This is a genomic window from Bradyrhizobium sp. ORS 86 (assembly GCF_045571475.1).
Taxonomy (GTDB): Bacteria; Pseudomonadota; Alphaproteobacteria; order Rhizobiales; family Xanthobacteraceae; genus Bradyrhizobium.
In genome coordinates this window covers 1,222,039-1,246,799 of sequence record NZ_CP120699.1, presented here as the reverse complement: position 1 = coordinate 1,246,799, position 24,761 = coordinate 1,222,039, and the positions used below count along the sequence as shown (strand labels likewise).

Genomic DNA, 24,761 nt, shown 5'->3' with positions numbered 1-24,761 from the left:
TAGAGCGTCGCCCTCCGAAGGCAGGTGTCAAGCCGGCTGGTGCGAAAAGTGAGGAAGAAAGAGTATTGTAATGCAAAGGCTTGCGAGGGCTGCGCGTTGGGGTTCACTCACACGCGAAATCTGCGTAAGCACTGCGTAAGCAGTAAGCACCCGTAGCTCAGCTGGATAGAGCGTCGCCCTCCGAAGGCGAAGGCCACACGTTCGAATCGTGTCGGGTGCGCCGCGGCCGATGAAGATGGGCACTACTCTTTCGCCGTGGCGCTATGACGCAGCGGCCGCCGACGCGATCCGGCCGGATAACCTGCGACGGATTACGATCTTGCGCTGCGCCTTTACGAACGGCTGGCTTCCAGGCCGGCGGGGTGATGCACTATGCATTGATAACGGCCGTCTCGATCAGTCTCTCAATCGGACCGCATGCAGGCGCTATCCGGAGCCGGATGCGCGACTGGCTGACCGACTGCGCCACTAGCGCTGGCCGCTTCCAAACTGAAATTCAACTTCGATTTCTACAGGTCCGCCGGTGTCTCCGAGACTGCGTTGCACTTCTTTGCGAACGCTATCGCGGACCGATTCAGGGAGCGTCAGATAAGCCTGTCCAGTCGACGCTCCGCCGCGCTCGAAAGGGCCAAAATAAGCATCGAACGAGGGTAAGCTGAACCGATGCGCCTCCCTCGATATTTCGACATTTCGGAACCCGGCCGTTTCGAGCAATTGCCGCAGACGAACCGCATCACCCAATGAAAACGTCCTTTCCGTCGCCTCGCTGATTGCGGGCAGGTGCTTGGCCATGATGGCGTTGATCCGGCCGTTGTAGGACCGTTCGGGCACAGTGAGAACGGAGGCCGCTGCGCGCCCGCCTGGGCGAAGGACACGCAAAAACTCTGACAATCCGCGCGAGGGATCAGGGAAAAACATAAGCCCGAGGCTGCAAATCAAGGCATCGAAACTGCCATCCGCAAAAGAGAGAGATTGACCGTCCTCCACCGCGAAGGTGACGTTTGGCGCTGCGCTCAGGCGCTGCTTCGCTTGTTCGACCATGGCCTCCGACATATCGGCAGCCACGACGTGCCCGGTTGATCCGACTGCGCGCAACGATTCTGCCGCTGCCAATCCCGTACCGGTCGCGATGTCGAGCACCTTCATGCCAGACGCAACACCTGCGGCGCGCAAGAGGGCCGGCAAAAAGTAGCTTGAGACGTGTGCAAACGCGCGATCGTACTCGGCGGCGGCCTCGTCGTAATAAGCGAGCTCCCTTGCCATTAGCCCCTCCCAAATTTTGTTGTTCGGATCATGGGCCGCAGAATTGGCTACGGCAAGAATACACACGCCGGAATTCTATTCCCTGGCCGGCTTTACCTCCTTGAGGGGCGAAGACGAAGGCGCGTTGGCGAGAAGGATCGGAAAGAGAGACGCCGGAGGTAGTCCCAGCGTGCTCTGGCGTAGGATGGCGCGCCACGGCCGATGAAGATGGGCACTACTGCTTCGCCGTGGCGCTATGACGCGGCGGCCGCCGAGACGATCCGGCCGGATAACCAGCGACGGACTACGATCTTGCGCTACGCCTCATGGGCGGCTGTCTTCCCGATTTCGCTGGTGGTCCGGTTACCCTTCGATAGCGGCCCTTTCGACCAGTCGCGGGATCGACGTGATGGGCCAGAACCGGAAATGGCTAACGCGCAAAGTGTAGTCGCGAACCTTCGTCGAACCGGTCGGCCTGGAAACGGTTTATTCCGCCTTAATGTGTGCCGCCTTGATAATTGGCCACCATTTGTCGACCTCAGCCTTGTGAAATGCTCCAAGCGCTTCCGGCGTCTGCTGGTCGAGCGGGGGGATCTCCAGCCCAAGATCGTCCAGGTTTCTGCGAAGGGCGGGATCACCCAGCGCGTCTTTGGCGGCAGCATTGAGCTTGGCAATGATCTCCTTCGGCGTACCCTTGGGAACCCAAATTGCATTCCAGACGGATATGTGGAAGCCCGGCAGGCCAGCTTCATCGACCGTCGGAATATCGGGCGCAGATGCAAGACGTGCTTTTGATGTGACGGCATATGCCCTGATCTTGCCGGCGCGCACATTTGCCAAGGCACTCACCGCTTGATCGAAGAGGAGATCGATTTGTCCGCCGATCAAATCCTGTTGCGCCAGATTCGTGCCCCTGTAGGGCACGAATTGGAAACGCGTGCCCGTCTTCTCTTGGAAAAAAATTCCGGCGACATGGGCAACTCCGCCAATCCCGCCAGTTCCGGCTGACGCTTTATCGGCATGCGCCTTTAGCCAATCAACCAACCCGTTCAGGTCACTCGCTGGCACGGCATTTGTTGAAAGGATCAATTGGGGATTGCTGGCGAGCAAGGCGACCGGCTCAAAATCATTCAACACGTCGAACGGAAGCGTAAAAATGGCCTCGTCTAGGACGTGCGAGCTGATGTTTCCGAGACTGATGGTATAGCCATCCGGCGCGGCGCGGACGGCTCGCGAAACGCCAAGGCTGCCACCTCCACCGCTGACATTCTCAAGAATGATGGGTTGCCCAAGCGATGTCCGCATGCGTTCGGCCACCAAGCGCCCAACCAGGTCTACGGGCGCGCCCGGAGCAAACGGAACTACCATTGTGATCGGGCGCGAAGGGAAGGGCTTGGCTTCGACCTGACCGACAGCGGCTGCGAATACGAGCGCGGCCAGCAATTTGAGACCCGTCCTATGCATGACGTCCTCCCTGTGATGCGCTGAATGTCCCCGGCACAACAGATGCGCCCCCGCGCCCTGTCCGTCCAATAGATAAATTCGCTAGCCGCTTATGCTCATTCGGCATAAACATCGGCTATGGATCTCAAGCATCTTCGAACATTCGCCACGGTGGCGGAACTGGGGACGATTTCCAAGGCGGCGCAGCACTTACGCGTCGCCCAGCCCGCACTTTCGCGGCAGATTAGCGCTCTCGAAGAAGAACTCGGGCTTACCTTGTTTGACCGCGTGGGCCGCCGACTTTTCCTGAACGGCGCAGGAGAGCAGCTTCTGGGCAGCTGCCGCGCCCTCCTGGGCTCCGCCAGCGCATTGCGAGAGCAGGCGCAGTTGCTTCGGCATGGTGACGCGGGCATTTTGAGGGTCGCCGCCTCGCCGGTGCAGATAGAAACCGTCTTTTCAACATTTCTGCATGTATACGCCCGACATTATCCGAAGGTGGAGGTCAAGCTAATCGAGGCGATTGGTCCGAAGACACTCTCCCTACTTGAACGCGGCGAAATTCATCTTGGTGTAAGTCTGCTGCAATCCATTCAGGCCGATGATCGCTCCATCGGGATTTATCCCGTACCGTCAGTCACGCTTCTTGCCGCGTACGACCCATGCTCATTCAAGTTCGATGGCACGATTGATCTTCGCCGAGTTGCCTTGCATCCCTTGCTTCTGCTTGATCCGGGTTTTGTTGTCCGCAGAACGTTCGACAGAGCCTCCCGTCTTGCCCGGCTGAAGCCGAGTGTATTTTTCGAAAGCAGCGTGCCGCACAACTTGCTCGCATTCGCCGAGGCGGGGCTTGGAGTTGCGATTATTCCCTCGGTTGTGCAGACGCATCGATATGGGCTGCGTGTCGCCCGCATTACGGACGAGGGCAAACCACTTAGCGAGCCGCTCGCGGTCGTTTGGGACAAGCGGCGCGAACATCCGCAATACGTCCTGGATTTCCGGGAAGCCCTTGCCGCGCACATGCGTGAACTGTCTCGTGTAACGCGTCGGCCCGCGTCCGCATCGGGTAATCACAGCAAACGTCGTGATCCGGCGAAGAGTCGCGGCCGCTAAGGGTCACGAGCGTCGCCCTCTGCGATTGACGGCGGCCTATCTATGTCCGCTATACCCGTTAGCGACAGAGGTCGTGCGGCAGCGCAATATGTCGCGAAGGGCCAGAAGCAGAAGTGCCTAGTTGGTTTCTTGACGTAGTTGCCTAGACGCCAAACGCGCATGCTCAATGAACACCTGAACCACCGAGCTCAGAGTACGGTGTTTGAGTGTAACGATTGAGACGTTTCGTCCTTTGATCCCAAGATCAATCGGGAGCGCCTTTAGCCCCCATCGCTTGGCATTAAACTGAAACATTGAATTGGGCATGATCGTGATAAAGCCGGCATTGGCAACCAACTGTGTTCGTAAGTGCATCGACAGTGACGCTACTCTTTCCTGCGGGACCGGAACGCTTTGCTTCGCGAATGCGGCAGAGATCAAATCGCTAATGATGTTGTTCGGCGGCATGTGAATCCACTGTTCATTCGCCAAATCTCCCAAAGAGACTTTACGGGAGCGCGCCCAGGGGTTCTGAGCACCCACAACGACATAATACCGCTCTTCGTAGAGAGGCTCTGTAGTGAGATCATCGTGAGGGAACGGCTCGGAAATCCGTCCGATGACTAGGTCAACGTTGCGTTCTCGAAGCTCTCGCCGGCGAAGTACGCAGCGACTGCGCGAAGAGCCGCGCATAGTCGTTCGCGCCGCTGTTTAGACAAGCGATGAAAGGGAGATCCTGGCGCGCGCCCGTTCATCGCGCGCCACAGCCGCGTGGCGGCATGCGCACGCGCTTCGAAATCGCGGTCGAGTGGCAACTCGGCTGCGTAGTGAGCGGCTGCGGTCAGCGGTTGTTTCGACCAGATGCGATGCTCCGCCGAACCGATGTGCAGCACCGCGTGCCAACCGTCGGCGGCGCGGCACACCTGTCCGGCAGCAAAGTCGAGCAGCGGTTGATTCGCTGACTTGCGATCAACAGCCGGCGCGGTTGTCACAGGAACAACGGACGCTAGAACCTCAGGCGTCCAAAAGATCGCCTGTTCTTTGGAGGACTTTTGCGGGTCATGGGCGAAAGCAGATGCCCCACCTCCTCCTGAATTCCTCGGTTACTTCGCCATTCGGGCTGTTCGCAATGATTGCTTCGTAGTCGCGTTGGTAGTCCACGTTCATACGAAGGCCTTCCCAGGCGATGTGAGTGATCTCATCGTTCTCTAGGCTCTTAAACGAATCCGGCGATCGCCAGTCGAACTCAGGCATTGCTTCCGCCCCATTGCACGTAGCTAACAAGGATTGCGGCGCAATAGTTATGAACGAGGCGGTTGTAGGAAGCCCCTAGTTTGGCACCACGTGGTGCACCGGAATGACCACCGGCCAGCAAAAGAAAATAGTTCTGCCTGCAAGTCGTCGGCCGGCGGTTTTCTTCTATTTTGAGCCGGTGCCGCGCAAGAGGCGTCCCTGCTCGGTCACCCATTTGGCGCGCGCGAGATGACTCTGATATGCGCTTCGCGCACGGTCCGGCTCCCGCACCGGATCGATATGCAGCACCACTCGAGCGACTTCCGTCCAGTCAGCCCCTTGGCTTTCGGCCTGCAGAAGGCGCATGTAGGTCACGACATGCTGCTCATCGTAGGCAGTGAGAATTTGATCTGCAGGGGCAGCGTCGGCGACGTCTGGGTCGAGCGGCGGCTTCCTCATAAGACTCCACGCCTTAGTTTAGACAATTTCTAACACGCGGGCAGGAAGGAGCAGAAGCGCCAAAATTGTCGCGGAAGCCGTCCGGATCGCGTTTTGTAGAGAATACTCCGTGGTGAAATACTCTTCAAGGACATGCCCTCTCGCGTATGGATATACGCGAGATACTTGCAATCAATTTGCGGAGGCTCCGGCAGGCCCGTGGTTTGTCACAGGAGGAATTGGCTCATCGTGCTGAAATTGACCGCACTTATATCAGCGCACTCGAGCGAAGCGTTTATGCGGCGGGTATCGACGTTGTCGATCGGCTCGCGCGCAGCCTGGGCGTCGAAGCCGCCGACCTGCTCACTCGCCCGCCCACAAACTCCAAGAAGAAGACTCGGGGGCAGGCCGAGTGATTGATGTCGAGCCGCTCGATCCGGCGGCCGGTTCGCGCTAATTGATGCCTGGAAGGATGAGAAGCCCCGCCCGGCGGACCGGACGGGGCTTGATGGAGTGGGCCTACTCGCCGGTCTTGCGCGGCCGCGACCAGAGCACGGTGTAGCCTTCACCGCCTTCGTCGTCGAACAGGTTCGCGTAGATCGGCGCGTTGAACGAGGGGTCATCGAGCTTGAGCGAGAGGTAGTCGCGGCCCTCTTCGGAGCGCTTCGACCAGGCCGCGCCGATCTCCGCGCGACCCACATAGATGCGGTGGCTGGGAGCGTTGTCGTTGGATCGGTTGGTCTCGGCGACGATGCGAACGCCCTTGGCCTTCAGGCTCAGGGTAACGATCTCGCCCTGGAATTCGTTGCCGACCTTCTTGAAAGAACCGATGTTAGCCATGTCACTTCTCCTGTTGTGTTTCGAGCCCGCGACCACCGCGGCCTCGATGGCGATCTAGGGCCGAGGACGATCGGCGACGCACCCGCTTGGGCCGGAGCGCAGCGCAGGACGTCGTTGTGGCGACTTTCTTGTCTCGCGAGGAATGGGCGAAGCCCAGGGGAAGAAAGTCGCATCAACGGCGTTGCGGCTCAGACGATCGAGGCGAAGCCGGTCTTCGGCCAGATCAAGCCATCAACGAGGCCACGTGCGTCCGCGTGCTGAACCACAATCTCTGGAGAAGCGTGGCTAGCTCGGTTTTGACGAACAAGGGGTCGGAACGATTCGGCGCGGAAAGAGAAGCAATCTCTTGCAAAAGGCGGCATCGTCCCCCCAAGAACCGATCGCGGTAACATCGCTCTGCCGCGGCTTCGTGGGCCGGACCGAATGCCGGCAAGCTTGATGGGAGTTCCGAGGAGGACTGCCTCGCCCGCGCTCAGGTTCCGATCACCCCCGTTCAACGCGCCGATCTAGGCGCACCTGTCCGACGATGAAGGCTGGAAACGCAGATCCTTCGGGCCACGCGGCCGTAAGAACCGGTTAGGACGGGTTCTCCACCACCTCGCCCGGCCCGATCGAACGAGTCTCCACCAAAATAATCAGGCGCGTCCATGATGTGACGCCAATGCAAACCGTGCCCAGGCAAGCGAAGACCTCACGCCAAGCCAGTGAAGGCACTCCGATCTGGGACAGGGCGAACACCACATGATAGCCGGCGACGGCGGCGGGAACAGCGAATGCTGTCGCGATCGCGATGCGCAAGGCCGAGGACCGACTAACAGCCAAGGCGACCTGACCAAGCACAAGCGTCAACGCGCCACCGGCCGTTGCGATAAGCAGCGCGCCGATGAGGCCGGCGCCGCTCTGAAACGCCGTCATCCCGATACTCAGTGCGACGAAAAACGGCAGGGCATACACTGCGAGCGCGAAAATCGCCCAGCAGAACAAGCCGATGCCGAGTACGTTGAGAACAAGCCCAAGGGCGAGCATGGTGGTGGCTCCATGTGCATAGATGTACTCGTTGCGCCTTCCACCACCACCACGGCGCGACTTTGGATATGAGACCGAAACGAGGCGGAGTTGCGGCGTGAGCAATTTCGCCTCGATGCCTTAGTCGAGAAGACGGCGCTCACGCGCCGCCGAACCTCCAGACGGGGATGCCGAGGCGCTTCGCCTTATCGGCAAGGTTGTCCTGAATTCCCGTGCCGGGGAAGTGCATGACGCCGATCGGCAGGAGTTCGAGCATCGCATCGTTGCGCTTGAACGGCGCTGCCTTGGCATGTTTCGTCCAGTCTGGCTTGAAAGCGACCTGAGGCACCTTGCGGATCGCCGCCCATTTGGAGGCGATCAGTTCGGCTCCCTTCGGGGAGCCGCCGTGCAGCAGGACCATGTCGGGATGCTTGGCGTGAACCTTGTCGAGGCGGTCCCAGATGAGATTGTGGTCGTTGAAATCGAGCCCGCCGGTAAACGCGATCTTCGGACCAGCCGGCAACATGACCTCGGTCTCGGCGCGGCGCTTGGCCGCGATGAAGTCGCGGGAGTCGATCATCGCTGCGGTCAGCGTGCGGTGGTTCACCAGCGATCCCGATCGGGGGCGCCAGAATGAACCAGTGTAAGTCTCGAAGCGTTCGACGGCCTGGTCGCGGAAGAGCTCCAGGCAATTGCGGCGCTCAATCAGTGTGATGCCTTCCGCCGTCACGCGCTCGAGTTCGACTGATCGAACTTCGGAGCCGTCCTGCTCGCGCTGACTCTTCTGTTGCGCCTGTTCGTTGTCGTCGAGTTGGCGACCGATGCGGTCAACGGCACGATGGAACAGGTTGACAGTCGACCAGAGCAGATCGTCGAGGTCCGGCTCGAGCCGCGTGTCGCTCAACGTGGCGACCAGGGCATCGAAGATGTCAGCGACGGCACCGGTAATGATCCTGCCGTCGGGAAGCGGCCGTGGATCGGGCTGGTCGTCGAAGGGGCGGTAACCAAAGAGCTGCAATTCGGTAAGAACGTGTTCGGTCGCAGATGCGTCGTGCGGCGGTTCGATGTCGTCACGGTCGGTCATGGCAGGGAGCCTTTTGCCGGATCGGCCGCGACCATCGCGGCCTTCGTGGCGATCACTCAGACGGCAGGCGGAACGGGCCAGAACCCGGAGCGGCTTGTCCGCCGAAGCCCGCAGGGCGTAGGCGGAAGCGGAGGGCCGAAGCGCAGCGGAGGATGGCGGAGGCCGGCTATTTTGCTTCGCGATGCAAAGCGCGCCCGCCAGATGGCTAATCTGCCATTCGCGTCGCCGGCGCGCGGCGGAAAATAGCCGGACGTAGCCATTGCCGGCCCGAGCCGCTTGCCGTCCGATCGCCCACTAGAAGGCCGTGGTCGCGTCTCTCGCGGCATTGGCCTCGGCGCGATCGATCTCGACGCCGATGGAAGCGCCCCGGCTATTCCGCGGCTACCGCCGGAGAATGCAGGAAGCGCGCGACGTCCTCTGGTACGAGTTGAAGCCACAAGCGTGCTCGGAGAGCATCGATCCCGAAGATGTGCAGATCTTCGTTGAAGTCGCCCAGTTGAGGCGACAGCGGGATCGCTTCAATGCCGACGGCTTCCGCGCACTGGGTCAGAATAGTCTGTACGGCATCTCCGGCAGCATCGTCATCGCGGGCAATATAGAGCCGACGCAGACCAGATGGCAGCAGCATGGCTGCGAGGTGATTGGCCGAGAGCGCAGCGGCCATGGGCAGGGTCGGAAGTGCGTAACGCAGCGACAGCATGGTCTCGATGCCCTCGCCGGCGGCGAGCACGTCATCGACCACGCCGAAACGAACAGCATTGCCGAGCAAGTCGCCCATGGCGCGTCGTGGCGTGTCGATCGGAGCCTTGCCGAGCCGCAGGCGATCAAAGCCGTCTGGATCGAGCCAGGTGCGGTGTACGCCGGTGATGCGTCCCTCGAGGTCCGTGACAGAGGCTATCATCGCCGGCCAGGTTTCGGTCGACGAATGCTCATCCGGTCGATAGTAGCAACGAGGATGGAAGCGCAAGCTGCCACCATGGTCGATGCAAGTAATTCCGCGACGCTGCAAGTACGCCTCGGCTAGTGTCCCTTCAATCGGGTTGGATATCGCAAAGAGCCGACGAGCGGCTTCCTGCGATCCGGCCGCCGCGACTGAACGAATGGGTTTCTGAGCGAATTGCAGCTCTGAACGAGGCAGCTTCAGAAACCGCCTCGCCTCCTCGGCGACCTCGCGAAAGTCTCGCAAGGCCAGACTTTCGCGGATAATGTCGAGGAGATCGCCATGTTCGCCCGTCGCGGCGTCGATCCATTTCCCAGCGGGTCCCTTCGGCGATTCCTGGAGCCGTACGAACAACGAGCGGCCCGGCGTGTTGTGGACGTCGCCGACCACCCAGTATCGCCCCGCCCGCCTGCCATTGGAGAGATAGTATCGGCACACGGCTTCGGCGTCGCGCGCGAGTCGGCGTGCCAGTTCGGAAGCATCGCGGGACATCAGGCGGCCTCCCGCTCACTGACGCGCGCTACCGGATACGTGTCGAGCACTTTCGACAGGACCTCGATGCCGCTTAAGTCGGTAGGCACGAACATACGCAGCTTCCAGGAGATGATCTCCCCAAAGAGTCCGTAGGCCCGCAGGCGATCGCGCATCGTGTCGTTGAGGCCTGACAGTTCGATGCGGTATGCACCCATCACCCGGACGCGACGAAGCTGGAGATCCTCCGCGAGGTCGAGCACGGTCCGTCCTTCCATCAGTGCTGCAAACGCAGCGTCCGGCGTCAGCGAAGGCGCGTCCGTCGTAACGACGTTTGCGACCCACGCGGCCGAAACCTTGCGGCCGATGATGCGTTCGCCCGCATCGGTCTGAAGCCGATAGACACGGGTCGATTCGTTCGGCAGCCGCTTCCAGATGGGGAGCAGCAAGCCCGCCACAATGTGGATGGTGCTTTCCGTGAACTCGGGCACCTCGGCAAGCTCCGCCAGCCAGGTCGTAGCAAAACGTTCACGATCCGCTTCGTGCCAATGACTCTCGACCATGGTGGTCAAGGGGACCGTGTGCTGATCCATCGGCCGGATCAGACGGACGCGCCGCTCGATCTCGCCGTCATCGAGCATGACGCTCGCCGCGGGGACCTGCACGGCGGCTCGTCCCGAGCGCTCATTGACGAGCAGGACGGCCTGACGATCGGAAAGATGAGCAAGAGCGTCATCCAGACTCACCGGATGATTGCGCTGGCGCTGGGCGACCGTGAGCAGCCGGGTCTCGGCGCCGGTCCCCGGATGGTCATAGATCGTCCGCCGGTCGGTGACGACAAAGCTCTCGGCGCGGAGGGTTTCCAACCCCACGTCGTAGGTGCCGGATGCAACCGCGCCGTCGATCCGAGCGGTCAAGAGCTGCTCGAAGGCGGTGAACAGCACATTCTGTAGGTCGATGGTGAGCGCCAATAACCTGTTCAGAAAGGTCGTGATCGGCGGCAGGTCATCCCTGAGCCCATTGGCATCCATGAGCTTCAGACCGGTCGCATCCTCGAACCTCCCAAGCGAGCAGCCGTCGACCTTGCCTCGCGCGAGCAGCGTGTAGAGCTGACGCAACGCATCGCGTCCGTACTGGCTTTCGAGATTGTCCTCGGGCCGGAACAGCCCCTGCCCTCCGGTCTGGCGTTGGCCACGGGTAATGGCTCCTAATGTATCGAGCCGGCGGGCAATGGTGCTGAGAAAGCGCTTTTCGGCCTTCACGTCGGTCGCAATCGGACGAAACAGGGGCGGCTGCGCCTGGTTGGTCCGGTTGGTCCGGCCGAGCCCCTGTATCGCGGCGTCGGCCTTCCAGCCGGGCTCGAGCAGGTAATGGACTCGCAGGCGGCGATTCCGAGCCGACAGTTCGGCATGGTAGCTCCTCCCTGTGCCGCCCGCGTCGGAGAACACAAGGATCCGCTTGACGTCATCCATGAAGGCCGAGGTCTCGGCGAGATTGGCCGAACCGGCTCGATTTTCGACCACCAGCCGGTCGCCCTTGCGAACGATGCGGCGCGAGCGGCCCGTTACCTCGGCGACCATGTCGGTGCCGAAGCGCTGGACGATCTGATCCAGCGCGCCGGGTACCGGCGGCAACGACGCAAGCTTGTCGATGAGGCGGTCGCGGCGTGCGACGGCTTCCCGGCTCTCGACCGGCCGGCCGTCGCGATAGACAGGCCGGGAGCAGAGGTTACCTTCCGAGTCGGTGAAGGGTTCGTAGAGCTGGACCGGAAAGGAATGGGCGAGGTAGTCGAGAACATACTCGCGCGGAGTGATGTCGACCTGGACGTCGCCCCATTCTTCAGTCGGGATCTCCGCGAGCCGACGCTCCATCAGCGCTTCGCCCGTCGACACGATCTGGATGACCGCGGCGTGTCCAGCCTCAAGATCATGTTCGATCGATTGGATGAGCGACGGCGTCTTCATCGAGGTCAGCAGATGGCCGAAGAAGCGCTGTTTGGCGCTCTCGAAGGCGGATCGGGCCGCGGATTTGGCCTGCCCGTTCAGCGTGCCGGTTTCGCCCGTGATGTTGGCGGCCTGCATCGCCGCGTCCAGGTTATTATGGATGACGCTGAACGCACCGGCATAGGCGTCGTAGATGCGAACCTGCTCCGGCGTAAGCTGGTGTTCGACCAGTTCGTACTCGACGCCCTCGTAAGAGAGCGAGCGGGCCGTGTAGAGCCCGAGCGCCTTGAGGTCGCGCGCCAGCACCTCCATGGCCGCGACGCCGCCCTCCTCGATCGCTTCGACGAACTCGGCACGGGTGGCGAACGGGAAGTCGGCGCCGCCCCAAAGGCCGAGGCGTTGGGCATAAGCGAGATTGTGCACCGTGGTCGCGCCCGTCGCCGACACATAAACCACGCGAGCATTCGGCAAGGCGTGCTGGAGCCTGAGGCCCGCGCGCCCTTGCTGAGAGACGGCGTGGTCGCCACGCTCGCCCTTGCCCCCGACTGCATTCTGCATGGCGTGGCTCTCGTCGAAGACGATCACTCCGTCGAAGTCCGAGCCCAACCATTCGACGATCTGCCGGACACGCGAAAGCTTTTCGCCCCGCTCATCGGTCCGTAGCGTGGCATAGGTGGCAAATAGGATGCCTTCTGAAAGCCGAATCGCCGTGCCCTGCCGAAACCGAGACAAGGACGTAACCAGCAGTCGCTCCATGCCGAGCGCGGACCAGTCGCGCTGCGCATCCTCGATCAGCTTGTCGGACTTACTGATCCAGACCGCGCGGCGGCGACCCTTGAGCCAGTTGTCGAGCAGGATACCCCCGACCTGCCGCCCCTTGCCCGCGCCGGTGCCATCGCCCAAGAACCAGCCGCGGCGAAAGCGAACGGCATTTTCCGCGTCGTCGCGCGCGGCGGCAACAACATCAAAGGTCGCGTCGACCGTCCAGGAGCCCGCGAGAAACTCAGAATGCGCCTCACCGGCATAGATGACGCTCTCAAGCTGGGCGTCCGATAGGATGCTATCCGCCACGAGGTTGGCCGGCAGGTGCGGGCGATAGGATGGCTTCGGTGGCGCAACGGACGCCATCGCCGCGGATTGCACGAGTTTGGTCGGGTGTGCGCACGATCCGGGAATACGGATCGACTGCAATCCATACTCCTCGTAAAGCGCATCGGTCAGCCGGGCGCCTTCCGGCGGCGACCATTCGACCGTCTCGTACGCAAGTTCGACACCTTCTGGTGCTGCGCTTATCGAAGAGGACGAAGAAATTGGTGCAACGGCGCCGACCGATCGTGACGTCGCTGGCCGCCCCATGGCGGCGATCTCCGATGGTGGGGCGACGGGCAGCCTTGGAGACACGTGCTGGTTCACCCAGCCAAGCAACGTAGCGGCATCGGCCGCCACGCCTAGGGAGGCAGGAAAAGCCGTCGGATCGGCAGCGGGCAGCTTGTCGATCACAAGCAGCCTTGTGTCGATTTGTGTTCCGTGCTTCGCGTAGACGGCGCCGTCGATCGTCGCAGAAAACACCACTCGCCCGCGTTCCTGGAGCCGCACAAAGGCATCTCGCCATGTCGGGTTATCCGGCGCGAAGTTAGCGCCAGCGATGGCGACGAGGCGTCCACCCTCGCAAAGACGCGCGAGCGCCGAAGCGATGTGGCGGAGGGCCGCATCCGCCATCCGCCGATCGACATTCGCCAGCGCGGAGAACGGCGGGTTCATCAAAACAACGCTCGGTGCGACACTCGCATCGAGGTGGTCATCGATCTGAGCAGCATCGAACCGCGTGACGTTAAGGCCCGCGAATAGCTGCTCGAGCAACTCCGCCCTGGACTCGGCCAACTCGTTCAACGTCAAGGCGCTCCCGGCGAGCTCGGCAAAGACGGCGAGCAGGCCTGTGCCCGCGGATGGCTCCAGAACGCGATCGGCAGGCGTAATGCCGGCTGCGGTACATGCCGCCAGCCCGAGCGAGATCGGCGTCGAGAATTGCTGAAATGCCTGGCTGTTCTCGGACCGCCGCGTATGTGTCGGCAGAAGGCCAGCCACTCGCTCGATCATCGGCAGCATGGCGGCCGTCGAACCAGCCTTGGCCCGCATGGCCGGGCCGAACTTGCGAAGAAACAGAACGGTTGCCGCCTCGCAGACGTCATAGGCGGTCTTCCAGTTCCAGGCGCCGGCCGCGTCGGAGGCGCCGAAGGCAGCCTCCATAGCGCTACGCAGAACAGCGGCATCGATGCGACGGCCGCGTTCGAGCTCGGTCAGGACCTGTCGCGCGGCCCTGACAGCAGCAGAGGTGAGATTTGCAGCGGCACGCATGGAGAGCGGCGTGGCGCCGCCGCCGGCAAGAGATTCGGTCATGGCAGGGTTCTTTCGGAGAGCAGGAACGGGTCGAACCGTCGGGCGCTCTCCTCAAGACCACGGCGATTCAAACCCTTCCCGGCCTGACTCTCCCTCTCGGCCCTCGCCCACAAGAATGGGGACCGGCGCTGTGCACCGGTCCCCGAATAATCGCAGGAAAGCCTCAGCCGTCCCGCCCAATGATGTCATTCAGCCGCATCGAGCTGTTGCGGATCGTCGTCGCTGCCGTTCTCCTGATCCTCCTCATCGGCGAGGAATTCAGGCAGCGAGCCCGTTTCGCCCTCCTGCTCCGCTGGCGCCAAACCAGGATCGATGAGACGCAGCGGCTCCGGCAGCCAGCCGGAGCCGTCCAGCAGGCGCTCGGCCTCCTTGGCCATGTCGGCCTTCTTCAGATGATCGATCAGTTGCGCCGACGACTCGCCCTTGGCCTCCCGCACCGCCTCCAGGATGCGCGGCTTGGTGACGCGGCCGAGATAGTTGTCGACGGTTGGTGTCCAGCCAGCCTGCACCATGTCGAGCCCAACCGCGCGCGCCAGCACATCAGCCTGGTCGAGACGCGTGCGAACGCCATGGGCGGAGACGCGACCCTGATTGTAGCGATTGGCCGGTTCATAGACCGCGTTGACGGCAAATGATGCACAGTGGGCGAACAACGATGCCTGTGCGCCGCCGTCGAGAGCCGTGAGCGCATCCCAGAGATCGTTCTCGCTCTTCGGCAACCGTGCCTTCCAGGCCTCATGCCGCACCTCGACAGCCTTGGCCGAGACGCTTTCTCTCAACCCAGGAGCTTGAGCGGGAAAAGTCGGCGTGCGAAGGCCGATCTCCAGACAGCTTCCGGACGATGCGAACCGATAAAAGGCCGTCAATACGAAGTTATGCAGTACCGCCTGGAACGCGACTGCTGGATTTTCTGCCAGCGCATCGCGTAAGGCAAGCGTCCGATGCGCCGTCAGCTCGGTGATCAGCCGATCCGGCAGAGGCTTGGCCGCGTCATCATCATCATCCTCGGCATCGGGAGCACTACCCGCGACCGCGATCACCGTGCGCTTGACGGAAGGACCCTCTTCCTGACCTTCGGTCGACGACACGTCGGCGCCATGCCCGACATCAGGATCGGTTGCCAGCACCTCGTCCTCTGGCCGGACGTAACCCCGGTCCACGGAGAGGCGTCCTTCGGAATCGATGCTGATGAACACACCAGCTCGGGCGATCTCCGCCGGATCGTAAAGCATCGGCCGGTCTTCGAGCGCCGCCAGTGCCGACTCGATTTCGCCGAGGCGCTGATCGACCTCGTCGGGCAATTCGTCGGCATCCTGGTAATCGGTTTCCAGCTTGGCCTGCTCGGCGTTCAGGGCATCGATGGTGGCCTGCTCGTCAGGCGAGAGATCGATAGGTTTGCCTTCAATTTCTCGCAGACCTTGAGTGTGACCGTAGGGGAACTCTACAGCGACTGAGATCCACTTCCAGCCTTCGCCAGCAATCGTCTCAGCTTCGGCTTTGAGCTTTTCGGTTACGAGGTGGTCGAGCAGCACGACGTCCTGAAGCCAGCCGCCGTCGTCGTGCTCGAACAGATCCCGCAGAACGCCACCACCCGCGTTCTGATAGGCATCAAGACCCACAAACTGGGCGCGGCGATCAGACCCGCGCACGGTGTTCTCGGTGAGCAAGCGCCGGATCTGGTAAGGCTCGTCATAACCGGAACGGCTGACATTCTCCCAGACTTGCTCCTGGCGGGCGTGATCGGGCGTGACCGAGAACGCCATGAGCTGCTCGAGAGTCATGCCGTCTTCGGCATAGACCTCATGCAGCTTCGGCGACACCGACGCCAGCCGCAGCCGCTGCTTCACGATCGCAGGGTTCACGAAGTGCCGGGCGGCAATGTCTTCCTCGGTCATGCCGAGATCGCGAAGTGTCTGGAAGGCCCGAAACTGATCAAGCGGATGCAGGCCGACCCGCTCATCGTTCTCCGCCACCGAATCGTCCGCGGCGATACCCCCTTCACGCACAACGCACGGCACCGCCTGCGTCTTTGACATGCGTTTTTGTTTCACCAGGAGCTCCAGAGCGCGATAGCGCCTGCCGCCCGCTGGCACCTCGAACATGCCGGTTTCGTTGCCATCTGCATCAACAACGGCCCGGACACTCAGACTTTGCAGAAGCGTCCGCTGCGCGATGCTGTCGGCTAGCTGCTCGATCGAGACACCGGCCTTGACGCGGCGAACGTTCGACTGGCTGAGCACGAGCTTGTTGAAGGGGATGTCCCGGGAAGGCGACAGCGTGATCTTTTGTACGGCTTTCGTCATTTTGGCTCTCCACGACGGGCGGCCGTGAGACTCTCTCTCGGCTTCCAACCCGTCGCGAAATCCCTCCCCTCCTCTCACTCTCGCGAGGCCAATCACGCAGCCTCGTGATCGGCGACAGCCGAATCGAGCGACGCGGGCTCAATGGACCCGGGAACGAAGCCGAGCAAATAGTCCGCCGCCTTGCTCGCCTGCGAGGCGGCCCGCACGATGGCGCGATTGTCTTCGCGCAGGACTTCGAGTAATCAGCAGCAGATCATAATGTGAAGGAGCACCACGTTTCCGGTGTTATGCGGGGATGGTGTGCGATCTCCTCCACATTATTTCTTTGCCGCTAAAGGGTATCGAGCCAGGCGAGAACGCTCTGGTCCTGTTTCCACGATGGTCGCTTTGTCGATCGTGAGGGGCTTTCGAGGCGTTCCAGTGCCAGGCGCTTTGTTTCCAGATTTGCCTGAGCGTAGTGGTTTGTGGTGTCGAGGCTGACATGGCCGAGCCAACTTCGGATCACAGTGACGTCAACACCTGCCGCCACCAGATGCACCGCCGTCGCATGACGGAAGCTATGAGGTGTTACATGCTTCGAAGTCAGGCTGGGCGTGATCTTCGCTGCCGCTTCGACGTATTGCGCCAGTTTGAAGCGGACACCCGATGCGCCGAGCGGGACGCCATATCGATTAACGAAGATGGGCTCGTCGTCGGTCCTCGGCTGTCGCATGAGCTGCGATCTTAGCAACGACACGGTTTCTGGCCAAAGAGGGCTCAGCCGTTCCTTTCGTCCCTTGCCGTAAAGACGCACGCAGGTTGGTGAGTCGAACCGGATCGCCCGCGGGCAAACATCGAGCGCCTCCTGGATGCGCGCGCCGGTATTATAGAGGAAGGAGAAGAGCGCGTGGTCGCGTTGCCCCTCGATCGTCGAGCGATCGGGCTGCGCCAGAATGGCCTTCACCTCCTCGGGCTCCAGATAGCACGGCGCATGGATCGGCGCTTTCTTCATGGGCACGTGCAGAACCTGTGTGCATTGCTCGATGGCCGTCGGTTCGCGGTCAGCAACGAAGCTGAAGAAGCTACGTAATGCGGACAGGCGACAGTTGCGCGTGCCAATCGTATCTTCGCGGTCCTGCTCGGTGTATTGCAGGAAGCTCTTGACCTCGGAGGCCGTCAGGTCGCTCAGTGTGAGCTGGGCTATCGGCCGGCGCCGCCGTTGAGCCACGAACCTGAGGAACAGGCGCCATGTATCACGGTAGGACCGAACGGTGTGCGCAGAGGCATTTCGCTGCTGAACCATCCACTCGTAAAAGAAGGCGTGAAGCAGCCTCGGGAACGGGTCGACCGGTTTCATGGCCGCGCTCCTTCTGACGCGTGCAGGCAATGTGACGCGTACGTCCGGAAGCGTTCGTTTGCTTGCTGAAGGAGTTCCTGGGTCACCGTGATGTAAACCAGTGTCGAGTGGATATCGCGGTGCCCTAGGTATGTCGCTAGGAATGGAAGCTTGTCCTGCGGATTGATGCCGGCGCGGTACCATTCGAGAATGCGGTTCACCACAAACGAGTGACGCAGGTCGTGGATGCGAGGGCCCGTCTTGCCTTTCGCCGGCTTGAGTCCGGCACGCCGTAGGATGTCGACGAGGGAACCGGCGATCGCGTGCGACGTGTAGCGCGCATTTCCCTTATCGTGCCAGAACAGGCCAGATTCAGGGCTTTGTGGCACCTTTGCCTTGCGCCTCGCCTCAAGATATTCCCGCAGCGCCGATAGCGGGCTGTCAGCCAACGGCAGGATTCGCGACTTGAAGAACTTCGTCTCCCGGATAGTAATCGTGCCGACCTGAAGATCGATGTCAGCAAGGTTCAAGCGTGCGAGTTCGCCCAGCCGCAATCCCGCGCAATAGGTCAGGACCAGCATGGTGTAGAGACTGATCGGCCGTAACGGCGCACGGGGAGAGGGGTAGGTTCGAGCAATATCGAGGAGGCGACGAACCTCTTCCGGGCTGTAGATATAGGGTCGACGCCATTGCCGCGCGACCTGCTGTGCGGGACGCGGATCCGGACGCCTTGGTTTGCTACCAGGATCGAGATGATGCTGCGCCTTGGCTAAGGCGCGAGCGACCCTCTCACACTCGGCGGCGTGGTTGGCGGTTGATCGCGCGGCCGCCCAATGCTGCAACATGACCGATGTCGACTTACCCTCCAATTCCGGATGAGCCTGCAAGAAACGATCGAACCGCCAGAACCAGCGGGCCTGTGCTTGATAACGGTAGCCTCTAGCCCGCATCAGAGAGATGTGATTGCGCATGAGGTTGCCGAGAACGCTGCCGAACGGCGGAACTGCCGTAGGGCTTCAAGTGCCTGATCGGGATCGGGCGCGAGCAGCGCCCGTACGATCGCCTTGTCGCTCTTCGCATGGTACTCGGCGCGCAAATCAGCAATGGGATTGCTGACGATGAACGCTTCCTCCACGAGGAAGTCGAGGAAGCGATTGACGATGCGGGCGTGGTGCAGCAGCGTGGACCGGGCCCAGATAGCAGTGCATTCGCTCAACCAGATTTCCAGGACTTTCCGATTCACCTGTGTGCATTGGTATTGCTGCCGAACGACAACATTCTGGAAGCTGCGCAAAGCCTGCCGGTAGGAGATGCGGCTGATCGGACAACGCAGCCGGAGCCGGCCGAGATAGCGAGCAATAATCTTGCCGTCGGCGTCGGGCCAAGCATTCATGAGCGCACCTCCTGTCCCGGGATCTCCAGGGCAATTGCGCGCAGGTCCTCCGTCGCCAATTTCAGGTAGGGGATCGTCGATTCCGTCGAACGATGACCCAATACGTCACCGATCAGCTTTCGCGGGACCGACGCCCGTAGCAGACTGACGGCACGCGCGTGGCGGAAGATATGCGGACCGCGTTTGCCGCTTGGGGTGATGCCCGCCGCCTCGATCCGCCGGCTGACTTCGCTATAAATTCGCACCATGGGAACGTAGGGCGCGCGCGTGCGGACAAAGATTTCTCGCACATCAGTTTCAGGGCGGCCGTGCCGGAGATAATCGATCAGCGCCTCCCCGACGGTCTCAAACAACGGCAGCAGAGAATGATCACCCGTTTTGGAGCGGCGGATGTGCAGAACATCGCCGCGCCAATCGACATCTTCCAGTCGCAACCGGATTATTTCACCGGCACGCAAGCCATAGACCGCTAGAAGCTGGAGGATGGCATGGTCGCGCAAGCCCATCGGCGACCGGTCTTTTCGGGCAAATTCCAGGACGGTCGAGATCTGATCCGAACTTAACGCGGACGGGATGCCTTCATACGCATAGAGCAGCGGAGCAATGACATGCTGGGAGAGATCGGTCGCGATGCGGCCCGTCCTATGGAGATGCCTCAGCAGCGACCGAAGCCGTTCGGCGACATCTTTCAAGGATTTCCGCGTCAGCCCGCGAGCCCGCATGTTCATGTAGATATCGAGATCGCGGACGGTCAGGCCTGCAAAATTGGCGTTCGAATGCTTGATGAGCCAGGCACAAAAATTGCGAGCTTCCCACAGCAGGGCGTCGACCGAAGCCGTAGCGAGCCCGCGTTCCTCCCGAAGCCACGTCCGATACTGTTCGCACACCTCTCGAGAGAGAAGTTCGCCAGCGGTAGTCGCAAGTTCGGGTGGCCAGCGCTTCAACGCGAGCTTCAGCAGCGCGTGGATTCCTGATCTGGGAATGCCTATCCAATAACGAGCTGGAGCGCGGCCATGGCGTTTACGAAATTGTCGGACCGCAAAGCGCAGATAATTCGTTACGTCTGCCGGCGTGACCGCTTCAAGAGCAACTTTACGCGCCGCCAGGTACGCAAGAAAGTAGCCGGCGTTGCGGCAATAGTTGTGAACTGCAACTCGATTATATCGTTGTCGCGTGAGCGCATCCTTAAGCTCCGCGACAAGGGTACCGTATCCATGTGGCATGAAGGCTTCCTCTACTGTGTTTGATCAACAGTCGAGGGTCTCATGCCGGAAATAATGCGCAGCAGATCGCAAGCTTTTTTAGCCGATCTCCACAAGCCGGCCGCGCTAAGAATCTTCCTTCACATTATGATCTGCTGCTGATTACTTGAATAATGGCGAGCTCGCCATTACTCCAGCCAGGAGCCGATATAGTCGGCATGGCGCACGGTCGGGACGATCCCGAGCGACGCACAGCTGAACGCGGAACTCAACTCCGCGACCAGTTCTTCGAAGGCATATTTCTTGGTACCGTAGGATCCGCTCTGGTCGCGATTGAGACGCGACGCGTGCCCGGTCGCATGACCGAGTTCATGCAAGGCCGTACGGTGCCAGTTGATGGGTTCGAAATAGGCCTGCGGCGGCGGGACCTGAACATAGTCCTCGGCTGTTGCATAGAATGCGCGATCTCCACCAATCCGAAATGAAATTCCGCTGGCCTTGATCAGGGCGTCGACCGTGGGTTCGATGAGGCCAGCCGGCGGTGGCGGCGCAGCGGTGACAATCTCGTCAGGCAGATTTGCGCACTGATCGACGTTGAAAACGGTAAATCGCTTGAGGAATGGAATCGCCTGCGCGTTTTCACCGGTCTCGGCGGCGCGGCGCTTTTCGTCATTCGGCACGAAACGATCCGCGTAGACGACGGTAGTCCCGCGCTCTCCCTTGCGAACGTGGCCGCCAAGCGAGAGCGCCTGACGGAAGGTGAGCCAACTTTGACCGGCAAATCCGCGTTCGATCACGGCTCCCCAGAGGATCAGGATGTTCACGCCGCTGTATTGCCGGTTGGTCGACGCATTTTTCGGCATGGCCAGCGGCGCTTTCGCCGCGGCAGTACCCCAGGGCTGAACCCAGGGGACGCGTCCGGCCTCAAGCTCGGCGATGATCTTGTCGGTGATTTCGCTATAGAGGCTCGCCCGGTCCTGGCCGGCGCGCGCGCGAGCAGTAGGATTTGACATCGCGGGTCTCCGCGACGGGCGCCGCGAGCCTCTCTCGCAGCTTGTAACCCGTCACGGAAAACCCAGCCTGCACTCTTACTCTCAGCTTCTTGCCTTAGGCCGCAGGCCTGATCCGGCGTGCGCCAGGGCGCATCGCCCCGAGAGAAATGGCACCCGCAGGAGCGTGAGCATAGCGACGCCGAAGGCGGCACGCGGGACCGAGTGCAGCGACGAGACCGGTTAAAAGGGCACCCGGGAACGGGGCAGTGATAGCGATCGCCGCAGGCGAGCCCCTTTTCCGAGTGCCCCCGGCGAGGAGCACCAAAGCTCTCGCGCGAGGGATCGAAGCCGCAGGCCGAGACGCTGCGCGGCTCGGTTCACGAGAGCCCGCTGCGGCTCTGGCCGCACGCGCCCACCCACTAGAAGACCTGAGCGAACGTAATGCCGAAAATCCTGCGAGAACAGCCCGGCATTTCACAGGGGTCTCAGAACTGGGGAAATCCTGTCCTCTGCTGACTGGGAATCCCAGCTTTGTGCTAGCAGCCGGAACAAACGACGGGCCACAGGATTCGTCGTATCCGGAGTCTAGATCAATGCTGATGACCAGCGAACGAAGGCCGACAACACGGACGCTGCAGGGATGGGCGATCCACGTGCTCCAGGAGGCGGGCGCCATTCGCGAGTGCGAGGAGCACGGTTGGATGCAGGATCGCGCCGATCCGCATGCACGAGAGCGAGCCTTCGATATCGCCCGTCAAGACCCGCCAGCAGACGTCTCCCCTGATACAGCCGCGGCCGCGGTTCGCGACGTGTTGGACTCGATTGGTGACACATGCCCAGAATGTCTTCCCAGCGAGGAGGACCGGCGCTAAGCACCGACGCCAGCCCGTCTCTCCGACTCAGCGGCCCAGCCGTTTCTCCACCCGCTTGCGAGCGTTGCCGACCTTTTTGACGGCCTTCTTCACCGCTGGCACCGACTTTCCAGTCTTCTTCGCCTCGTACTGCACTTCATAGTCCTGCCCGCCGGCCACCCGCGCCCGGTCCTGCTTTCGCCCGCGCGCCGTCTTGCTCTTCTTCGCTGCTGCCATCGGTGCCTCCTGTTGTGACATCGAAGCAACGCGACAGGGATTCGCAGGTTCCGGAACAATTCGAACTGTGCCAATTTGAATCGGCTGTAGCGTGGAGTTCTTCAGTGGCGTCTCAGCGTAAAAAGCCGGCGGCTATCGGCGTCAAGGCGCCTTTGCCCGGCTTCATCGAACCGGCCCTGGCCACCTCGATCGAGAAGGTGCCGTCCGGAGAGCGCCGGATTCACGAAATCAAGTTCGACGGCTACCGCGTTCAGGTCCATCTGGCCAACGAGACGGCGAAGATCTTCACCCGGCGTGGCCACGATTGGACGCATCGCTTCAAGAGGGTCGCTCATGACGCCTGGCGGATCAAGGCGAAGTCTGCGGTGGTGGACGGCGAGATCGTGGTCCCGGCCGCCGACGGCACGACCGACTTCTCGGTCCTGCAGAACGAGCTCAAGGGCAAATCGAAGAGCATCGTGCTTGTAGCGTTCGATCTGCTCTATCTGAACGGCCGAGATATAAGGAACCTACCGCTTTTTCAGCGCAAGGCCGAACTCAAGAAGATCCTGGGCGGCACCGACATCCAGTTTAGCGAGAGCTTCGCGATAGACGGCCGCGCGATGTTCGCACACGCCTGCAAGCTTGGCCTCGAAGGTGTCGTCTCGAAGGTCCGGGGCAGCCCCTATCCGAAGGGACGCACGAATGACTGGGTCAAGAAGACTTGCGTGCAGCGTGAGACGCTGACCATTGCCGGCTTCGCCCTCGATGGAACGAAGTGGGACGGCATCTACGTCGGCCGGCGCAAGGGCGACGATCTAATGTACGCCGGGAAGGTAGACCATGGGTTCGACAAGGCATCAGCCGCCGACCTTCAGAAGCGTCTGAAGCCGCTGATCCGCAAGACGCAGCCTTATGCAAAGCGGATTGCGCACAAAGGAATCTGGGTCGAGCCCAAGCTGCTGGCCGAGATAGAGTACCGTGCCAAATCTGCGGAGGGGAAAGTCCGCCATCCCTTTTTCAGAGGGCTTCGGGAGGATCTGTAATGGATGCCTTTGACCGCTTCTGGGAGTGGGCGGAGAAGCCGCTCGATAGTCCGCTGACGATCCCCGCGGAGCTCCATCGAGCGGTGATGGAGCTCTCTCCGGAGGACAGGCGGGACCGCGCAAAGGTTCAATCAGGCCGCTGCACGGGCGGTTTCCGACCGATGATCTACAAGCGATCGCTCAGGCTGAGCACACTCGCCGAGAAGCACCATTCAACTTCACCGGTTTGAATTGGACAGTGTCCGAATTCGCGAAACGGAGTATGATCTGGTCATCACCGGCAAAGGTACTCTGCCCGCGGGCACCGGTGACTGAGAGACCAATCGCGCTCCCGCCTGCAGCAGGAGCCACCAATGTCGCACGATCCCGAACGTGTCATCCTTGCCCGTCGCCATGTTGCCAAAGGACGTCAGATCGTCGAAAGGCAACAACGGATGGTCCGCAAGGGCGGTGCAAACGCCGCAGAAGCTCTGAAGCTCCTGGCTCTTTTCGAAGCAACGCAGAACATCTTCGAGGATGATCTGGAGCGCATTTTGCGGGAAGACGGCAACAGCTAAGGCTGGAGACTTGGCATTCTGGGTTGGCGATTTCCGATCTCGACGGCAAAGCAGGCGTTTCGAGACCTAACCTCGCGCCCGTCGTAACGCGTCTTCCAACCGGGCCTTCTCCTTTTCCCAACGCCCTTCCTCGTCCCGCGCGCTTTCCTCAAGAACTTCGAGCTGTTGTTGAATGTCAGCGGCCTTTTCTTCGTGCTTGCGACGGGCCGCGTCCAAAGCACCTTGCGCCTTGTCGACGGCGTGCTGCCGTCGCTCACGCTCCTTCTGCCGGACGGCCTCCTCCTTGGCACGTTCGCGCTCCCGTCGCTTCTGTTCCTTCTCGAAAGCAAGTGCAGCCTTCCGGTCGGCCGCATCGTCGTGGGCCCGCTTGGAAGGCTTCCGCGGTTGACGGCGGCCTGTCTTCTTTGAGCTGCCGCTGGCAAGGTCGGTAGGTAACTCGGCATGCTCCCTGAATGGCCCGTTGGAGCCGACGGGTCTCTTCAGAACGACGCCCGGCGCAGCCGTAGTTGCCTCGATGACGTCCGGATCGTCGCTTTCCTTCGCCGCGCCCTGGTGGAAGAGATTGCTGTCAGCGCCCCAGGCTTCGAGGGCCGCTTTCATGGAGGGAGCGGCGATCGCCAGATCGAAGAAGCCCAGCGAGGTCTGATAGGTCTTCAATTTTCTGGCCATCGGTCTGATCCGCCCTCGCCCTCGTCAATCGTTAACGTCTCGCACGCCACCATGCCTGCGGAACACGACGCGGCCCCCAAGCGTTCCCCAAT

The 24,761-nt window shown here is 61.4% G+C and carries 24 protein-coding genes, 1 tRNA gene and 1 pseudogene; 6 read left to right on the top strand and 20 right to left on the bottom strand.

The window, feature by feature from the left end; translation table 11 throughout:
• Nucleotides 1-146 precede the first annotated feature (146 nt).
• A tRNA-Arg gene (locus P6U25_RS05685) sits at nt 147-220 on the top strand.
• Nucleotides 221-468: 248 nt separating this feature from the next.
• On the opposite strand, the gene P6U25_RS05680 is transcribed toward P6U25_RS05685, so the two are convergent.
• Both P6U25_RS05680 and P6U25_RS05675 read right to left on the bottom strand, forming a co-directional pair.
• The gene (locus P6U25_RS05680) at nt 469-1,263 is read right to left on the bottom strand and encodes a class I SAM-dependent methyltransferase (protein ID WP_407150491.1); all 795 of its coding nucleotides are present in this window, start codon (nt 1,261-1,263) and stop codon (nt 469-471) included.
• 465 nt (nt 1,264-1,728) lie between these two features.
• Nucleotides 1,729-2,706 carry a tripartite tricarboxylate transporter substrate-binding protein gene (locus P6U25_RS05675; protein ID WP_407150489.1) on the bottom strand — a complete coding sequence of 326 codons (978 nt, stop codon included), beginning with the start codon at nt 2,704-2,706 and terminating at the stop codon, nt 1,729-1,731.
• Between the two features lie 117 nt (nt 2,707-2,823).
• Here P6U25_RS05675 and P6U25_RS05670 point away from each other — a divergent pair, with 117 nt between their 5' ends.
• Nucleotides 2,824-3,795: a LysR family transcriptional regulator gene (locus P6U25_RS05670; RefSeq protein WP_407150488.1), complete on the top strand. Its 972-nt coding sequence runs from the start codon at nt 2,824-2,826 to the stop codon at nt 3,793-3,795.
• 117 nt (nt 3,796-3,912) lie between these two features.
• Here the strand turns inward: P6U25_RS05670 and P6U25_RS05665 are convergent, their stop codons facing one another.
• From P6U25_RS05665 to P6U25_RS05650, 4 genes are all read right to left on the bottom strand, one after another.
• A complete protein-coding gene (locus P6U25_RS05665) occupies nt 3,913-4,467 on the bottom strand; it encodes a LysR substrate-binding domain-containing protein (protein ID WP_407150486.1) in 555 nt (184 codons plus the stop codon).
• Nucleotides 4,398-4,766: a DNA -binding domain-containing protein gene (locus P6U25_RS05660; protein WP_407150484.1), complete on the bottom strand. Its 369-nt coding sequence runs from the start codon at nt 4,764-4,766 to the stop codon at nt 4,398-4,400. Before P6U25_RS05660 ends, P6U25_RS05665 begins: the two co-directional genes overlap by 70 nt.
• 67 nt (nt 4,767-4,833) lie before the next feature.
• Nucleotides 4,834-5,028, bottom strand: coding sequence for a transcriptional regulator domain-containing protein (locus tag P6U25_RS05655; RefSeq protein WP_407150483.1), 195 nt, complete (start codon nt 5,026-5,028; stop codon nt 4,834-4,836).
• A 165-nt stretch (nt 5,029-5,193) separates the two neighbouring features.
• Nucleotides 5,194-5,466 carry a DUF2285 domain-containing protein gene (locus tag P6U25_RS05650; protein ID WP_407150481.1) on the bottom strand — a complete coding sequence of 91 codons (273 nt, stop codon included), beginning with the start codon at nt 5,464-5,466 and terminating at the stop codon, nt 5,194-5,196.
• 146 nt (nt 5,467-5,612) lie between these two features.
• On the opposite strand from P6U25_RS05650, the gene P6U25_RS05645 reads away from it, so the two are divergent.
• A complete protein-coding gene (locus P6U25_RS05645) occupies nt 5,613-5,861 on the top strand; it encodes a helix-turn-helix domain-containing protein (RefSeq protein WP_407150480.1) in 249 nt (82 codons plus the stop codon).
• A gap of 103 nt (nt 5,862-5,964) precedes the next feature.
• Here the strand turns inward: P6U25_RS05645 and P6U25_RS05640 are convergent, their stop codons facing one another.
• From P6U25_RS05640 to P6U25_RS05585, 12 genes and pseudogenes are all read right to left on the bottom strand, one after another.
• Complete coding sequence (locus P6U25_RS05640; protein ID WP_407150479.1) at nt 5,965-6,285, bottom strand: DUF736 domain-containing protein; 321 nt, start codon at nt 6,283-6,285, stop codon at nt 5,965-5,967.
• A gap of 576 nt (nt 6,286-6,861) precedes the next feature.
• Nucleotides 6,862-7,311 carry a hypothetical protein gene (locus P6U25_RS05635; RefSeq protein ID WP_407150478.1) on the bottom strand — a complete coding sequence of 150 codons (450 nt, stop codon included), beginning with the start codon at nt 7,309-7,311 and terminating at the stop codon, nt 6,862-6,864.
• A 139-nt stretch (nt 7,312-7,450) separates the two neighbouring features.
• Nucleotides 7,451-8,374 (bottom strand): DUF2493 domain-containing protein, encoded by a 924-nt coding sequence (locus P6U25_RS05630; RefSeq protein WP_407150477.1) that lies wholly within the window; start codon nt 8,372-8,374, stop codon nt 7,451-7,453.
• A 370-nt stretch (nt 8,375-8,744) separates the two neighbouring features.
• The gene (locus P6U25_RS05625; RefSeq protein WP_407150476.1) at nt 8,745-9,806 is read right to left on the bottom strand and encodes a toprim domain-containing protein; all 1,062 of its coding nucleotides are present in this window, start codon (nt 9,804-9,806) and stop codon (nt 8,745-8,747) included.
• On the bottom strand, nt 9,806-14,125 hold the full coding sequence (locus P6U25_RS05620) for a strawberry notch-like NTP hydrolase domain-containing protein (protein WP_407150475.1): 4,320 nt from the start codon (nt 14,123-14,125) through the stop codon (nt 9,806-9,808). The genes P6U25_RS05625 and P6U25_RS05620 overlap by 1 nt, the downstream gene beginning before the upstream one ends.
• Before the next feature lie 185 nt (nt 14,126-14,310).
• Nucleotides 14,311-16,428, bottom strand: a complete 2,118-nt coding sequence (locus tag P6U25_RS05615) for a ParB/RepB/Spo0J family partition protein (RefSeq protein WP_407150474.1) — start codon at nt 16,426-16,428, stop codon at nt 14,311-14,313.
• A 92-nt stretch (nt 16,429-16,520) separates the two neighbouring features.
• A pseudogene (locus tag P6U25_RS05610) lies at nt 16,521-16,667 on the bottom strand (antirestriction protein ArdC); the annotation flags it as partial.
• A gap of 92 nt (nt 16,668-16,759) precedes the next feature.
• Nucleotides 16,760-17,764, bottom strand: a complete 1,005-nt coding sequence (locus tag P6U25_RS05605; RefSeq protein WP_407150473.1) for a tyrosine-type recombinase/integrase — start codon at nt 17,762-17,764, stop codon at nt 16,760-16,762.
• Complete coding sequence (locus P6U25_RS05600; protein WP_407150471.1) at nt 17,761-18,714, bottom strand: tyrosine-type recombinase/integrase; 954 nt, start codon at nt 18,712-18,714, stop codon at nt 17,761-17,763. The genes P6U25_RS05605 and P6U25_RS05600 overlap by 4 nt, the downstream gene beginning before the upstream one ends.
• Nucleotides 18,693-19,136: a site-specific integrase gene (locus tag P6U25_RS05595; protein ID WP_407150470.1), complete on the bottom strand. Its 444-nt coding sequence runs from the start codon at nt 19,134-19,136 to the stop codon at nt 18,693-18,695. Before P6U25_RS05595 ends, P6U25_RS05600 begins: the two co-directional genes overlap by 22 nt.
• On the bottom strand, nt 19,133-20,359 hold the full coding sequence (locus tag P6U25_RS05590; RefSeq protein ID WP_407150469.1) for a tyrosine-type recombinase/integrase: 1,227 nt from the start codon (nt 20,357-20,359) through the stop codon (nt 19,133-19,135). Before P6U25_RS05590 ends, P6U25_RS05595 begins: the two co-directional genes overlap by 4 nt.
• 167 nt (nt 20,360-20,526) lie before the next feature.
• Nucleotides 20,527-21,351, bottom strand: a complete 825-nt coding sequence (locus P6U25_RS05585) for an ArdC family protein (RefSeq protein ID WP_407150468.1) — start codon at nt 21,349-21,351, stop codon at nt 20,527-20,529.
• A gap of 572 nt (nt 21,352-21,923) precedes the next feature.
• Between P6U25_RS05585 and P6U25_RS05580 the strand changes: the two genes are divergently transcribed.
• On the top strand, nt 21,924-22,202 hold the full coding sequence (locus tag P6U25_RS05580) for a hypothetical protein (RefSeq protein ID WP_407150467.1): 279 nt from the start codon (nt 21,924-21,926) through the stop codon (nt 22,200-22,202).
• 27 nt (nt 22,203-22,229) lie between these two features.
• Here P6U25_RS05580 and P6U25_RS05575 read toward each other — a convergent pair whose 3' ends face one another.
• Nucleotides 22,230-22,418 carry a DUF3606 domain-containing protein gene (locus P6U25_RS05575; protein ID WP_407150466.1) on the bottom strand — a complete coding sequence of 63 codons (189 nt, stop codon included), beginning with the start codon at nt 22,416-22,418 and terminating at the stop codon, nt 22,230-22,232.
• 104 nt (nt 22,419-22,522) lie between these two features.
• Between P6U25_RS05575 and ligD the strand changes: the two genes are divergently transcribed.
• Both ligD and P6U25_RS05565 read left to right on the top strand, forming a co-directional pair.
• A complete protein-coding gene (ligD, locus tag P6U25_RS05570; protein ID WP_407152431.1) occupies nt 22,523-23,443 on the top strand; it encodes a non-homologous end-joining DNA ligase in 921 nt (306 codons plus the stop codon).
• A 353-nt stretch (nt 23,444-23,796) separates the two neighbouring features.
• Nucleotides 23,797-24,000, top strand: coding sequence for a hypothetical protein (locus P6U25_RS05565; protein ID WP_407150465.1), 204 nt, complete (start codon nt 23,797-23,799; stop codon nt 23,998-24,000).
• Between the two features lie 66 nt (nt 24,001-24,066).
• Here the strand turns inward: P6U25_RS05565 and P6U25_RS05560 are convergent, their stop codons facing one another.
• Nucleotides 24,067-24,669 (bottom strand): cell envelope biogenesis protein TolA, encoded by a 603-nt coding sequence (locus P6U25_RS05560; RefSeq protein WP_407150464.1) that lies wholly within the window; start codon nt 24,667-24,669, stop codon nt 24,067-24,069.
• Nucleotides 24,670-24,761 lie beyond the last annotated feature (92 nt).